This window comes from Bartonella sp. PS17NMGDW (assembly GCF_042193555.1).
GTDB lineage: Bacteria > Pseudomonadota > Alphaproteobacteria > Rhizobiales > Rhizobiaceae > Bartonella > Bartonella grahamii.
The window spans coordinates 40,004-53,612 of sequence record NZ_JBHILY010000001.1 but is presented as its reverse complement, the minus strand read 5'-3'; the positions used below and the strand labels follow the sequence as shown (position 1 = coordinate 53,612).

Sequence of the window (13,609 nt, the reverse complement as noted above, 5' to 3'; positions counted from 1 at the left end):
TTTTTTATCCCTTTTAAAAGTGAAAAATATTATTTTCAAACCTATTCATAAGTGGGATGAGCCACCACGGTGATATGCATTTTTTAAAAAGTAGGAAGCCTCTTTTCTTCAAATTTAATAGGCACATTCTAAAAATAAAGGTTCTACAGATTCATTCCAAATAGAATAGTAGTGAGACAAAAATTTTTCAGCATCTGTTTGTCCCATTGCAACAACCTCTTCTAAAGGATTAAGAAAATTTGTTTCATCAAAACCATTCGTATCATACTGTTTGCGATTTTTTAAGCCTTTGCGGGCAATAGCAAGAGCTTGTCGTGCTAACTCTAAAAGAATAGTTTGACGAAAAGGAGTTCTTAACCCTTCTTTAGGAACGCGTTGGCGCACATCTAAAACTTCTTCAAAACACCAATCTTTTGTCAAAGCTTCTGCCTCATTAAGTGCTTCCCTATCATACAGAAGCCCGACCCAAAAAGCCGACAACGCACAAATGCGCTTCCAAGAACCGCAATCAGCTCCTCTCATTTCTAAAAATCTTTTTAAGCGGACTTCAGGAAATAACGTCGATAAGTGATTAATCCAATCTCCCATGTTTGGAATTGAATTTGCAACTTGTCCTTTTAATGCTCCATTCATAAACTGACGAAATGTTATATGTGTACAATCATAATAACGACCATCCCGCACAACAAAATACATTGGAACATCAAGAGCCCATTCAACATAATCAGCAAAACCAAAACGCTCAGAAAATATAAAGGGAAGAACGCCTGTCCTCTGATTATCCGTATTACGCCAAATTTCAGAACGCCACGACAAAAAGCCATTTGGGCGTCCTTCTGTAAAAGGTGAACTTGCAAATAATGCTGTTGCAATGGACTGTAATTTCATGGACACTTGCATTTTTCGCCGCATATCACTTTCAGATGAAAAATCAAGATTAACCTGAACTGTTGATGTGCGATACATCATATTAAGACCATTATGCCCCACTTTAGGCATATAATCAGTCATAATCTGGTAACGTGATTTAGGCATTCGCGGCGTTTCAGCTAAAGTCCACTTTGGACTAGCTCCAAGACCTAGAAAACCTATACCCAATGGTTCTGCAATTTTTTTGAGAAGAGTTAAATGCTCCATCAACTCGTGATATGTATGGCCTACTGATTTTAATGGTGCACCAGATAATTCAAATTGTCCTCCAGGTTCCAAAGAAATGGCTCCCTGATTAACTGATCCTACGAGCCCAATAATATTCTCATCATCTAAAATAGGTTTCCATCCTAAGGCACTTTGCATCCTCTCTAAAAGCGCTCGGATTCCCCTCTCTCCTTCATATGGAACAGGGTGAAAACCATCTTTATAAAACGGAAATTTTTCATGTTCTGTACCAATACGCCAATCATCTTCTGCTTTATACCCCCCTTGGAAATAACTAACCAAGGAATCTAAGTTATAAATTTCACTTTCATCAGTTATATCAAGCGCCATAACTTATCGTATCCTATCATTGGTATCATCATCTTAAATGAATTGTTTAGAATGATTTTACAGATTTCTCAATCCATTGCCCAATCCCCCACGGTAGCATTAAGAAGAGCCAAAGCAGCAACAGCGGCAGTGTCAGCGCGTAAAATACGCGGACCTAATGATATTGGAACCACAAAAGGATGTTTTTTTAAAAAGCTCCGCTCTTCTTCACTAAAGCCACCTTCCGGTCCAATAAGAATACCAGGTGTTGTAACGTCACGCTTTTTAAAAGAAGGTAATGGATTATGCGATTTATGCTCTTCATCACAAAAGAATAAAGGCTGTGTCTCATCCCATCGTGCTAAAAGTTCTGCTAATGATAGAGCAGATACGCATTCAGGGAGAGATAAAATACCACACTGTTCAGAAGCTTCAATAACATTGGCTTCCATACGCGCCATATTGATACGCGTAACCTGCGTATGATGCGTTATAACAGGCTGCAAAACCGATACCCCCATTTCAACAGCTTTCTGCACCATATAATCCAACCGCGCGTTTTTGAGTGGAGCAAAACAATAGATAAGACTGGAATGCGTCGTTTGTAATCTTTCTTGATGGATAAGCTGAACCACAACAAATTTTTTCTTAACAATGATAAGTTTAGCAAGCCACTCACCATCCTGTCCATTAAAAAGTAAAATTTCTGCTCCTTCTTTCATACGCAAAACATGCACAAGATAAGAAGCTTGTGCCCCCTCTATCTTTATTTCTTCATTCAGAGCCAATGTCTGTCGTATAAATAATCTTTTAAGTTTATAATTTATGCGCATAAAAATTTTGCCAATGCTCACTATCGTCATCGAGAAAATAAAGAAAAATATATAGCAAAAAGAAAAAATTATATCTATAGAACTATAATATATTAAAGAATTATAGAGTTTTTTTAGCTTTATGAGATAATAATAGGAACTTATAGATCCTTAAGTGATTCTACTTTCATAAAAGTTTAAATAATGCACCATTCATCTTTGCATTCAGTCATTGATGCATCCGTGGAGGAAAAATATGTCTGCTAAAAAAGCTACAATTATTACGATTACAACCCTCTTAGCCTTTATTTTGATTACAGTGGGAATTGGTTCTGTTGGAGCAGATGGGAAGCATACAATTACCAAAGATGGCTATGGTATTTCTTCTGGGATTCAGTAAGCACTGGCCGACATCCCTCTTAAAAATTTAATGTTTTTTAGAAACTTTTCTAAGAACTTGCATCAATATTATGAATTTCTTGTATTTGAAAGATTCCATAAGAAGGATTTTTATTTCTCTCTTTAATCATTTATCTGTATCAACCACACTTATGACAGAGAGAACGATTTTTACTGCTTCATCACGAACGGATTTAAAATGAGAAAATCTTCCGATAGTGAGACCTCTGATTTAAATTTAAAAGACAATTTTAAGTTACAAAAAGATGGATTACCATTATAAGATAGAATGTTATATAGATAAAAAACAATTCTCAATCTGCGTCAATGTCTTTTGTAACCCAAAAGTTACCATGATTTTGTCCTTTAGAGCTTAGAGAAAATGTAAAAGGCCATGCAAGGCTATTAGCGAGACATTGGACATCTTTACATAAAGTTTCTGATCTATAATTTTTGCGTAGTTGTGCCTGTAATATCAATTCATTCTGCTTCCCTTGCGTAATAGCAGTTGCAACGGTTCCTTGAATGGATAAGCTCGAGTCTGCTGTACGCATTAATGACTCTGTCACCTTCATCATACCTTCTGAAAAGCTTGTCTGAATATCCCAGTGATCAAATGTTGTTGAAAAAGTATCATTAGTCATTAAAAGAAATTGTTGTTTATTTAAAAGTCTTGTTTGTAATTCGTTCAAATCATACCCTAAGAGCCGACCAGAAGACATCTTCAGTGTTAATTCACCCTGCATTTTTGTAAAAATTTCTCGCCAAGAATCAGCAAGTGTTCGTACCGTTGCAGTAAAATTCGTTTTGCTTTGTATAAATGGAATAAATCCCAAGGTTTCTAAAGTCTCCTGCATATCAATAGAAGCACCTGAAATATTTCCTCCTATACGCACTTTCTGTCCAGCTGGCGTAACTTCAATATTACTTTGCACGGATCCACCAAAAATATTCGCATGTCCAAGATCAAAAATACCATGCCCATTTCTTATTTGTATTGCAGCAGCTAAATTTGTGAGTGAAATATTTCCTATTTTAGCTTGTGGCGCAGAAAGTCGTATATCCACGCCAATACGATGAAAAATTGTCATATCAAAGAAGGAATTTTTCTTTTTACCTGAAAAAAACATTGAACCCAAGAGGCTAAGATCTAGGTTATCAAAGGCTAACGAACCCATAACATTTGGTACATAATCTTGAAAATCGAATTTTAAAGCTCCTCGCGCATTGGCTTTCCCCATCGTAAATGTAACATTGTTCATTTGAATATGCATTGGCTGCGCTAAAAAATGAGATTCCCATACAATGGGTATTTTTAATTTATATCCCCAAAACTGATTTCCACCAACCCAAGACAATGTCTGATTCCATCCCGGAGAACGCATCGATACTTTTCCGTCAAAAATATAATATTCAGATAACCGAGCCTTTCCTGTAAAAGTTATTCCCCCACGTACAGAATTGAGACTTGCCCTAATATGACTTTTTCCTCCTGCAAGAAGCAGCAATGCTTGAGAAGCATCAATTGATAACTTTGTAAATTCTCCGCGCCAACGCGCATCTGCACGTAACCGTACTTCCCGAGTCGATTCCGGCCAATCTAAAGTCGCATTTAATCCTGTTATTTTTTCTGCTAATCCTGAAAAACTATCGTGATACACAAGAACACCATTTTTAATGACAATCCGCCCAAAAGGTTGTTTTAAAAGGTGCTCTATTTCTGGATGTTCAGGATTATGTTTTAATATTTCACGCGTATTGCGTATTGCCAACCCTAATGCACCTTGTGAGCGAGAAAACCGATCAAAAAAATCTGCTATTGTTTTAACAGGCTTTTCCATAACAAATTGAGGACGCATAATCCGCGTCTCTGAAAAAGAAACATGTCCCCAAAGAAGATCGACGACAGAAAGATCAACTTCTATTGATTCAGCTTCCATTAATGGCCCAACATCATCCATTTTAGATGTTAAAGTAACACCAGAAAGAAATGCTTTAGGATAAGGAAAAAGATGTAACCGCGGTGGATCACGCAATTGCACATTGTAACCGGTCCATGCACTCAAATCCTGCGCTAAACGAATGCGAATCGCATCTGTAGAGATAAGATAAGGTAAAACGAGAATCCCCACTCCAAATAAAAAGATAATTGTAATAAAAATTCCGCTCAAAAATTTTATTATTCTGATGCGCACAATATCCCTCTATATTTATCCCCCTATAACAGATTAAAAACAAACTTAAATGATCAAAAAAAGTTTTTATAACCCTATAATTCACTATATCCACTTTGTATCTTAATTATTTTTGTTCTTTATCCAAAATTTATTCAAACAGCAATGTTGCTGCTTCTTTATAAAGCAATTATTTAAAAATCTTCAAAACTATAAATCCACAACATTATAAAACCATTCTTACTGTTCTCATATGAATATTGCTATAAAACTCTATCGTATTATTAGAAAATGCTTTACAAAAAAACAAACAGCCTTACCGAAAGGATCTCTGAATGAATAATATTATCGATGGAAAAAAACTTGCTGAAGAGATTATTGCGAAAGTTAAGGCCGAAACAACAAAGCTCCGCCATCACTATAATATACAACCTAGTATCGCTGTTATTATTGTTGGAGATGATCCCGCAAGTCAAGTATATGTCACCTCAAAAAATAAAAAAGCCGAAGAATGTGGGTTTCTTTCAATCAAACATGTCATTTCCAAAGAAACACAAGAACAAGAACTCCTTCAACTTATTGCAACATTAAATTCTGATCCAAAAATTCATGGTATTTTGGTACAGCTGCCTCTCCCTGCTCATATGAATACAAATCGCATAACACAAGCCGTTGCTTTCCAAAAAGATGTTGATGGTTTTCATTATATTAATGTAGGAAAACTCGCGGCAAATGCACTTGAAGATGCGATTATTCCCTGCACACCAGCTGGTGCCATGATGATGATCGAACAACACTGTGGGCAAGATTTATCTGGACTTGATGCTGTCGTTGTTGGACGCTCTAATATTGTTGGAAAACCTATGGCTGCCCTTTTAACAGCAGCCAATGCCACTGTGACAATTGCCCATAGTCGTACCCGTGACCTTGATGATGTTTGTCGAAGCGCTGATATTTTAGTCGCAGCTGTAGGCCGCCCACAAATGATTAAAAAAGACTGGATCAAAAATGGTGCAATTGTTATTGATGTCGGTATTAACCGCGTTGCTGCACCAGAAAAAGGTGTAGGGAAAACACGTCTTGTTGGTGATGTCGATTTTGAAAACGTAAAAGAAAAAGCTGCCGCGATCACCCCTGTTCCAGGAGGCGTTGGACCAATGACAATTGCCATGCTTATGGTTAATACACTCAAAGCCGCCGCGCGATCACACAATCTGCCTATGCCAAAATTCTAAGAATTATAACAATTCCTTGTATATGGTTTTATTGTACATGATTAAGCTTGTTTATTTTTGCATTTTTCATGTCATAAAAACAGATGCTCCTTGATCTGCACGATTAACGGATTGACGAAAAACATGAAAAAGTTCGCGTCCAAAACCGTGTTCGTTTTTTGAAAGATCAGGAGGTATGATTTTTCGTACGTTAAATTTTGCTAAATCCTCCAAAAGAGTTAATTTACCCTCATGAGCATCAAGAAAAACAATATCACCATCTTGCAAACGTGCAATGGGACCATTATCCACTGCTTCCGGTGTCACATGAATGGCAGCAGGAATTTTTCCTGACGCCCCTGACATACGCCCATCGGTTATCAATGCTACCTTTTGACCGCGATCTTGTAAAACGCCTAAAATGGTCGTTAATTTATGAAGCTCTGGCATACCATTGGCTTTTGGTCCTTGATAGCGAATGACAGCGATAAAATCTTTATCATACAACACTCCAGATTTAAAAGATTTTTGTAGTTCTTCTTGATCATTAAAAACAAAGACTGGTGCTTTAATCTGCCAATACTCTGGTTTAACAGAGGAAACTTTTATAATAGCTGTTCCCAAATCTCCCGATAAAACACGAAGACCACCGTCAGGCTGAAATGGCTTTCTCCACCCTGCTAACACCTTATGATCACCACTTTCCTTGAGAGCCGCTTCACGCACCACATGACCATCAGCAGAAAGCTTTGCTTCAATTGCATAAGCATTGAGATCTTTACCAAAAACCGTTGAAACATCTTCATGTACTAAACCTGCATCGATAAGCTCGCGAATAATAAATCCCATCCCCCCAGCAGCATAAAAATGATTGATATCCGCTAAACCATTAGGATAAATGCGCGCTAAAAGAGGCACATGGCAAGAAATTTCTGCAATATCATGCCATGTCAATTTAATACCGCAAACAGCAGCCATAGCAATCAAATGAATCGTATGATTGGTAGAACCTCCTGTTGCATTTAATCCTACAATGGCATTCACGAAAGAACGCTCATCAATGATCATACCAAGTGGACTATAATGATCACCAAGATCTGTCATTTCAAGTACACGTTTCGTAGCTTCTTTTGTTAAAGCATCACGCAACGGTGTATTCGCATTAACAAAAGAAGCTCCCGGCATATGAAGCCCCATCATCTCCAGTATCACCTGATTAGAGTTAGCGGTTCCATAAAATGTACATGTTCCTGGTCCATGATAAGAACGAGCTTCTGATGCTAGAAGTGTTTGGCGATCTATTTTATTTTCCGCGTAAAGTTGACGTATCTTCGCTTTTTCATCATTACCTTGACCACTTGTCATAGGACCAGCTGGTATAAAAATTCCTGGTAAATGACCAAATGTTAGTGCACCAATCAATAAACCTGGTACAATTTTATCACATACTCCAAGATACAATGCTGCATCAAAGACATCGTGTGATAAGCTTATAGCTGTCGCCATTGCAATTACTTCACGCGAAAAAAGGGAAAGCTCCATCCCCGCATTTCCCTGCGTAACACCATCGCACATCGCGGGAACACCACCTGCAACCTGCGCAACACCACCAACCATACGGGCCGACTCTCTAATTAAGTGAGGAAATTTTTCAAAAGGTTGATGAGCTGAAAGTAAATCGTTATATGCCGTGATAATGCCAATATTCCCAACGATATTTCCCTTCAAACGCTCTTTATCTATTGCACCACAAGCAGCAAAGCCATGCGCCTGATTGGCACATCCTAAAAAACTTCGTTTGGGGCGATGAACTTGTGCTTTTGCAATACGATCTAAGTAAGTTTCTCGTGTTGATCGAGAACGTTCATAAATCCTTCGTGTAACTGTGGCAATTGTCTTGGAAAGTGCCATATTTCTCTCCCCCTTTCATTGTTGCTGCCCCTCATTCATTGAGAGAGATTACGTTTTTATTCACCTTGTGTCGCATATTTTGATTCACTTATTTCATTTTCTGCAGGCGACCAATAAACCTGAACGAGATGAGGGGAATTACGCAAAATTGCCCGAATAGGCATTTCTATTTCAGACCCGTCTTGACAAGCTTTTTCAAAACAATCGCGTTTCTGAAAACCTTCGATATGGAGAATAATACAACGAGACTGCATAATAACTGGCAAAGTTAGTGAGAGTCTTGGCTCAACAGCACTCTTAGCATGAAGGGGCAAAACAAGTGCTTGTGTTCGCAGATCAAGCGCTTGCTTTAAACGATCAGCATCAGGAAAAAAAGAAGCCGTATGTCCATCACCCCCCATTCCTAAAACAACAACATCAAAGGGTTTAGGCAAAGTATTAATACGACTCGCCGCTGAAAAAGCTGAAAGTTCAGCAGTAATCGCTTTATGATAAAGCCCTACAAAACGCGCTTTTTCGGCAAAATTTTGTAACAAATGACACCGTACCATATGCTCATTTGAACGTTCATCGTGTGTAGGAACGAAACGTTCATCGACCAAAGTAATAATGATATTTTTCCAATCAATATCCGCTTTTGACAAATAATGAAAAAACAATTCTGGTGTTTTACCACCAGACACCGCTAAAACTGCTCTCTTACGCTCAAGAACAGATACACTAAGCTCTGCGGCTACTCGATCTGCTAATGCCAAGGCTAAAGTCTGAGGGGTTTCAAAATCTAAACGGTCAATATTCATTCTATACATACTTATTGCTCTAAACTAAATTGTTCCATATACGCCCATCACGTTCCATGAGAATCGCCGAAGCAGATGGCCCCCACGAACCAGCGTTATAACTGTGAAAAGGCTGTTTTATTTCTTCCCACCCCTCAATGATTGGATCAATCCAACGCCAAGCAGCCTCAACTTCATCACGGCGCATAAACAGCGTTTGATCTCCACGAATAACATCCATTAATAAACGTTCATAAGCATCAGGATTACGTTCAGAAAATGCGGAAGCAAAACTCATATCTAATGGAATGTGACGAAACCGCATACCGCCGTAACTTGGATCCTTAATCATCAACCATTGTTTTACACCCTCATCAGGTTGGAGACGAATCACAAGCCGATTAGAAAAAATTTCATCTAAATCCACATTAAAAATATTATAAGGAATAGGTTTAAAAACCACAACAACTTCAGACATTCGCGTGAACATGCGCTTACCTGTTCGTAAATAAAAAGGCGTATTAGCCCAACGCCAGTTATCAATCTTAACCTTAAGCGCTACAAATGTTTCAGTCTTACTCACTCTTCCCAGATCATCAAAATAAGACTCTACAGATATACCATTTGATAGACCAGAAAGATACTGCCCACGTACAGTATGCTGCCCTACATTATGTACATCAAGCGGTGTTAAAGAATGTAAAATTTTAAGTTTTTCATCACGTACAGCATTAGCACTGTTGGTAAATGGTATTTCCATAGCAACTAAACAAAGTAATTGTAGCATATGGTTTTGCACCATATCGCGTAGAGCACCAGTGCTTTCATAATATTCTGTACGCCCCTCTAACCCTAAAGATTCAGCAACGGTTATTTGAACATGATCAATATAGTTGGAGTTCCATAGCGGTTCATAAAGTGTATTAACAAACCGCAATGCCATTAAATTTTGAACAGTTTCCTTCCCAAGATAATGATCAATACGAAAGATCTGCTCTTCATTAAAGGCGCTTGCAAATGCATCATTAAGTGAAACAGCTGTTTTTACATCGCAACCAATTGGTTTTTCAATGATAATCCGTGTTTGTGGTGTCACCAAATCATTTTTTCCCAACTTCATCGCAATATCAGCAAAAAGTGACGAACTAACAGCCAAATAAAAAGCTCGAATATTCGCTGAATCTTGTGACAGAAGGAGAGCTAAATCCTCCCACCCTCGATTTGAGGAAACATCAACAGAAACGTAAGTTAAACGTGCAAGAAAACGATTGAGTTCTGTTGAATTGAGATCTTTTGGATGGATATGTTTTTCTAAAGAAGTGCGGACAAAATTTTGATATTCTTCATGACTTAAGGAAGTGCGGGAAGCCCCAATAATACGTGTTGGCTCACTGAATTGACCAACACACTGACAATGATACAAAGCCGGCAAAAGCTTGCGCGACGCCAAATCACCATTGCCACCAAAAACAATACAATCAAAGGAAGAAACTGGAATAATTTTACGCACCATGAACTTGTTTATTTTTCTATTCGATTATGAAATCCCATATCACTTATAAAAGCTTCCATTATTAAAGCAGACAGATACTAAATAAGCCATTAATTTTCTTCATTTCAAGCAATGTTTCCATTAAAGGCGATCCATTAAAGAAAACCAACGCATTGCTAAAAATATAAGCGGATAACGCAAAACTCCTCCCCCCGGAAAAGATGAAATCTTTAAGTCTTGGAAATAGGAAAAACGTTCATATTTTCCAGTCAACCATTCTGCGTATAATTTTCCTATGAAAGGAGCCAGCATAACGCCATGCCCTGAATAACCACCACAATAAGTCATCCTTGAGAAAAGTTGTCGAACATAGGGCATGCGCTCAACTGTGATGGCAACCGTTGCTCCCCAACAATGGCTTAAATTGATAGAATGTAATTGAGGATAAATTTCAGCAATTTGCCGTTTTATACGTTCATCTAAATTCAAAGGATGTTTATTATCATAACTTTCTACGCCACCAAATAAGAGACGATTATCAATGCTTTTGCGAAAATAGCGAACCATAAAACGGGAATCATCAACCGATTCCCCGCCTGCGAGAATTGAACTGTGCTTTGGTAATGGGTCCGTTGCTCCAATATAAGAACGAATAGAAACAATATTTTTTTCAATAAAACGCTCCAGACCAAGTTTATACCCATTTGTTGCAAGTAAAACATGCTCTGCTGTTACACTGCCTTTTTCTGTTATCACTTTCCAATGGGCTCCCTTGCGCTTTACTGTCGTTACTTGTGACTTCTCATAAAGCTTAGCACCAGCATCTTTAGCTTTTTTTGCCAATCCAACAATCAATTTTAAGGGATTTATATGGCCGGTATCCGCATCATAAATACCACCACAATAAAAAGACGATCCAAGTCGCCTAGATGTTTCTGCCCTATCCATAAAAGTAAGCGCATGATAGCCATAACGCTGCATCACCTCAATATGCCGTTGATAAGAAAGAAGCTCACGCCTTTTATGTGTCACAGAAAGCTGTCCTCCTATCAAATCACACGAACAATTAGGCATCGCGCATAAAGATAAAATATCTCTTTTAGCTTCTTCTGCTAAATCAAACAGAGCCTTACTTCGCTCAAAACCATACTTTTTTTCTAATGTTTCTACCCATTGCCGTTGCCCTGTTCCCAGCTGTCCACCATTGCGCCCTGAAGCACCATCACCAAAACGTGATGCTTCAAATAAAACAACATCTACTCCAGCCTTGACTAAATGATAAGCAGCCGACAGACCCGTAAATCCGCCTCCAATAATGACCACATCACACTGTCTGTTTTCACAAAAAGAAGGATAAGAGGGACGTTCTTTTAAAGTATCTTCATACCAAGAAATTCCTGGAGAAATTGAATTATAATCAATCATCGTCATAAAATTTAAACATTCAGCAGAAGATATTCACGCTCCCACGGACTAATTACTTCCATAAAAGTTTCAAACTCTTGTCGTTTGATTGCAGCATAAGTACTGACAAACACATCCCCTAAAATAGCACGTATTGCTGTATCTTGTTCAAACAAATTGACTGCCTCAATGAGTCCACGCGGTAACTCAATATTATCAGCGTTTACATTATTTGTCGCTGGCTCATCCGGCTCAATTTTTTGTTGCAAACCAATAAGACCACACGCTAAAGAAGCTGCAAGGGCTAAATAAGGATTCGCATCTGATGAAGGAAGTCTATTCTCAACACGCCGCGCTTGAGGAGCAGAACGGGGAACTCGAAAAGCTGTAGTACGATTATCATATCCCCATCGCAAATTAACAGGAGCCGAATTATCAGGGACAAGACGTCGATAAGAATTCACATAAGGCGCAAGCATCACAAGTACCCCTGGCATATGTTTTTGCAATCCACCAATAAAATGGCGAAAACAGATACTTTCTTCACCATTTTCCTGTGTAAAAATATTCATACCGGTTTTCTTATCAACAACCGATTGGTGAATATGCATAGCAGAACTCGGCTGCCCTTGAATGGGTTTTGCCATAAAAGTTGCATACATATTATGTTTTAGAGCTGCTTCACGAATTGTTCGTTTGAACATAAAAACTTGATCCGCTAATTCAATAGGATCACCATGACGTAAGTTAATTTCAAACTGACCTGCTCCTTCTTCATGAATGAGAGTATCAATTTCCAATCCTTGTGCCTCTGAAAATTGATAAATATCATCAATCAAATCATCAAACTCATTAACACCAGCAATGGAATACCCCTGTCCACCACCAATTGAACGCCCAGAACGACCAACCGGTGGAACTAACGGATAATCAGGATCGGGATTTTTCTGTACTAAATAAAACTCAATTTCTGGTGAAACAACAGGGCTTAAACCCATTTTTGTATAAAAATGAACCACCGTTCGTAAAACATTGCGTGGTGTGTAATCCACAATCTGACCATTTTGATACACAAGATCACAAATCACCTGTGCTGTGGGAGCATCTTCCCATGGAACAATGCTTAACGTAGAAAGATCAGGTTCAAGGCGTAAATCACCATCTGCTTTAGGATATTCAAAACCATGACCATCTTCAGGATAATCCCCTGAAATTGTTGCCATAAAAACGGCTGAAGGCAATGCCAATGATGTTTCCGATGTAAATTTTTTAGAAAGCATCATCTTGCCCCGTGGTACCCCTGCTTGATCAGGCGTAATACATTCAATATCCTCTACCTTACGGAAAGCAAGCCATTGTGAAACTTGTTCCCAATTGTGCACACCACGTAAACTTTTGAGAAAACGAGAGACAGGTTTAAAATTTTTACTTTTCGTTTGTTTACCATTTTTTACAGCCATAACATACCAACTTTACAAACAATCAAGTTCTATTCTTATAGTATCAGCCTCTGCATAAACGACACGAAAAAAAATTATCAACTGATATTTTTGAAGAATACTATAAGATCTATCAAGGTAAAAGAACTTTACGCTCAACAAGCTATCCTATCACCATAGTGAAAAAGTTGATATTGCACGCGATACATCGGTGCGAACCTTCTCCTTAATATAAAACAGCGAGAAATACCATGGTGGACGTAACCTAATTCCGATTCAAATAATCATATATAAGAAAACATTGGCGAGAATAATAAAGGCGAGATATTTAATTTTCTTTTGGCCGTAGCAATGCTTAATTAAAAGAAAAGAAACTTTTCTTTTAATATGAAGCAAGTTTTGTAACTCTATTGTTATTCACATAGAAGAAAACAGCCTAGGATAGTGAGTAGCTATGCCTTTACAACTAATGCTTACAAACACTCACCACGCCGTAATATGCGTAAATGTATTTTCAG

Annotated in this window: 10 protein-coding genes; 2 read left to right on the top strand and 8 right to left on the bottom strand. The window is 38.1% G+C overall.

Features of this window, described 5'->3' with window-relative positions; translation table 11 throughout:
• Nucleotides 1-114: 114 nt before the first annotated feature.
• The gene (locus tag ACFIJK_RS00215) at nt 115-1,488 is read right to left on the bottom strand and encodes a glutamate--cysteine ligase (RefSeq protein WP_273787880.1); all 1,374 of its coding nucleotides are present in this window, start codon (nt 1,486-1,488) and stop codon (nt 115-117) included.
• A gap of 68 nt (nt 1,489-1,556) precedes the next feature.
• Entirely contained in the window at nt 1,557-2,300 is a 744-nt protein-coding gene (locus ACFIJK_RS00210) for a 16S rRNA (uracil(1498)-N(3))-methyltransferase (RefSeq protein WP_375625159.1), read from the bottom strand.
• A gap of 235 nt (nt 2,301-2,535) precedes the next feature.
• On the opposite strand from ACFIJK_RS00210, the gene ACFIJK_RS00205 reads away from it, so the two are divergent.
• The gene (locus ACFIJK_RS00205) at nt 2,536-2,679 is read left to right on the top strand and encodes a hypothetical protein (protein WP_012754785.1); all 144 of its coding nucleotides are present in this window, start codon (nt 2,536-2,538) and stop codon (nt 2,677-2,679) included.
• Nucleotides 2,680-2,992: 313 nt separating this feature from the next.
• On the opposite strand, the gene ACFIJK_RS00200 is transcribed toward ACFIJK_RS00205, so the two are convergent.
• Nucleotides 2,993-4,873 carry an AsmA family protein gene (locus ACFIJK_RS00200; protein ID WP_375625160.1) on the bottom strand — a complete coding sequence of 627 codons (1,881 nt, stop codon included), beginning with the start codon at nt 4,871-4,873 and terminating at the stop codon, nt 2,993-2,995.
• A gap of 314 nt (nt 4,874-5,187) precedes the next feature.
• Here ACFIJK_RS00200 and folD point away from each other — a divergent pair, with 314 nt between their 5' ends.
• Nucleotides 5,188-6,087 (top strand): bifunctional methylenetetrahydrofolate dehydrogenase/methenyltetrahydrofolate cyclohydrolase FolD, encoded by a 900-nt coding sequence (gene folD, locus ACFIJK_RS00195; RefSeq protein ID WP_375625161.1) that lies wholly within the window; start codon nt 5,188-5,190, stop codon nt 6,085-6,087.
• Nucleotides 6,088-6,153: 66 nt separating this feature from the next.
• Here the strand turns inward: folD and edd are convergent, their stop codons facing one another.
• The 5 genes from edd to ACFIJK_RS00170 all read right to left on the bottom strand — a co-directional run bounded on the left by edd (nt 6,154) and on the right by ACFIJK_RS00170 (nt 13,112).
• Nucleotides 6,154-7,977 carry a phosphogluconate dehydratase gene (gene edd, locus ACFIJK_RS00190; RefSeq protein WP_375625652.1) on the bottom strand — a complete coding sequence of 608 codons (1,824 nt, stop codon included), beginning with the start codon at nt 7,975-7,977 and terminating at the stop codon, nt 6,154-6,156.
• A gap of 56 nt (nt 7,978-8,033) precedes the next feature.
• The gene (pgl, locus tag ACFIJK_RS00185; protein ID WP_375625650.1) at nt 8,034-8,786 is read right to left on the bottom strand and encodes a 6-phosphogluconolactonase; all 753 of its coding nucleotides are present in this window, start codon (nt 8,784-8,786) and stop codon (nt 8,034-8,036) included.
• Between the two features lie 10 nt (nt 8,787-8,796).
• The gene (gene zwf / locus ACFIJK_RS00180; RefSeq protein ID WP_375625648.1) at nt 8,797-10,269 is read right to left on the bottom strand and encodes a glucose-6-phosphate dehydrogenase; all 1,473 of its coding nucleotides are present in this window, start codon (nt 10,267-10,269) and stop codon (nt 8,797-8,799) included.
• A gap of 120 nt (nt 10,270-10,389) precedes the next feature.
• Nucleotides 10,390-11,673, bottom strand: a complete 1,284-nt coding sequence (locus ACFIJK_RS00175; RefSeq protein ID WP_375625193.1) for an NAD(P)/FAD-dependent oxidoreductase — start codon at nt 11,671-11,673, stop codon at nt 10,390-10,392.
• Between the two features lie 11 nt (nt 11,674-11,684).
• Complete coding sequence (locus tag ACFIJK_RS00170; RefSeq protein ID WP_375625165.1) at nt 11,685-13,112, bottom strand: glutamine synthetase family protein; 1,428 nt, start codon at nt 13,110-13,112, stop codon at nt 11,685-11,687.
• Between the last annotated feature and the right edge of the window lie 497 nt (nt 13,113-13,609).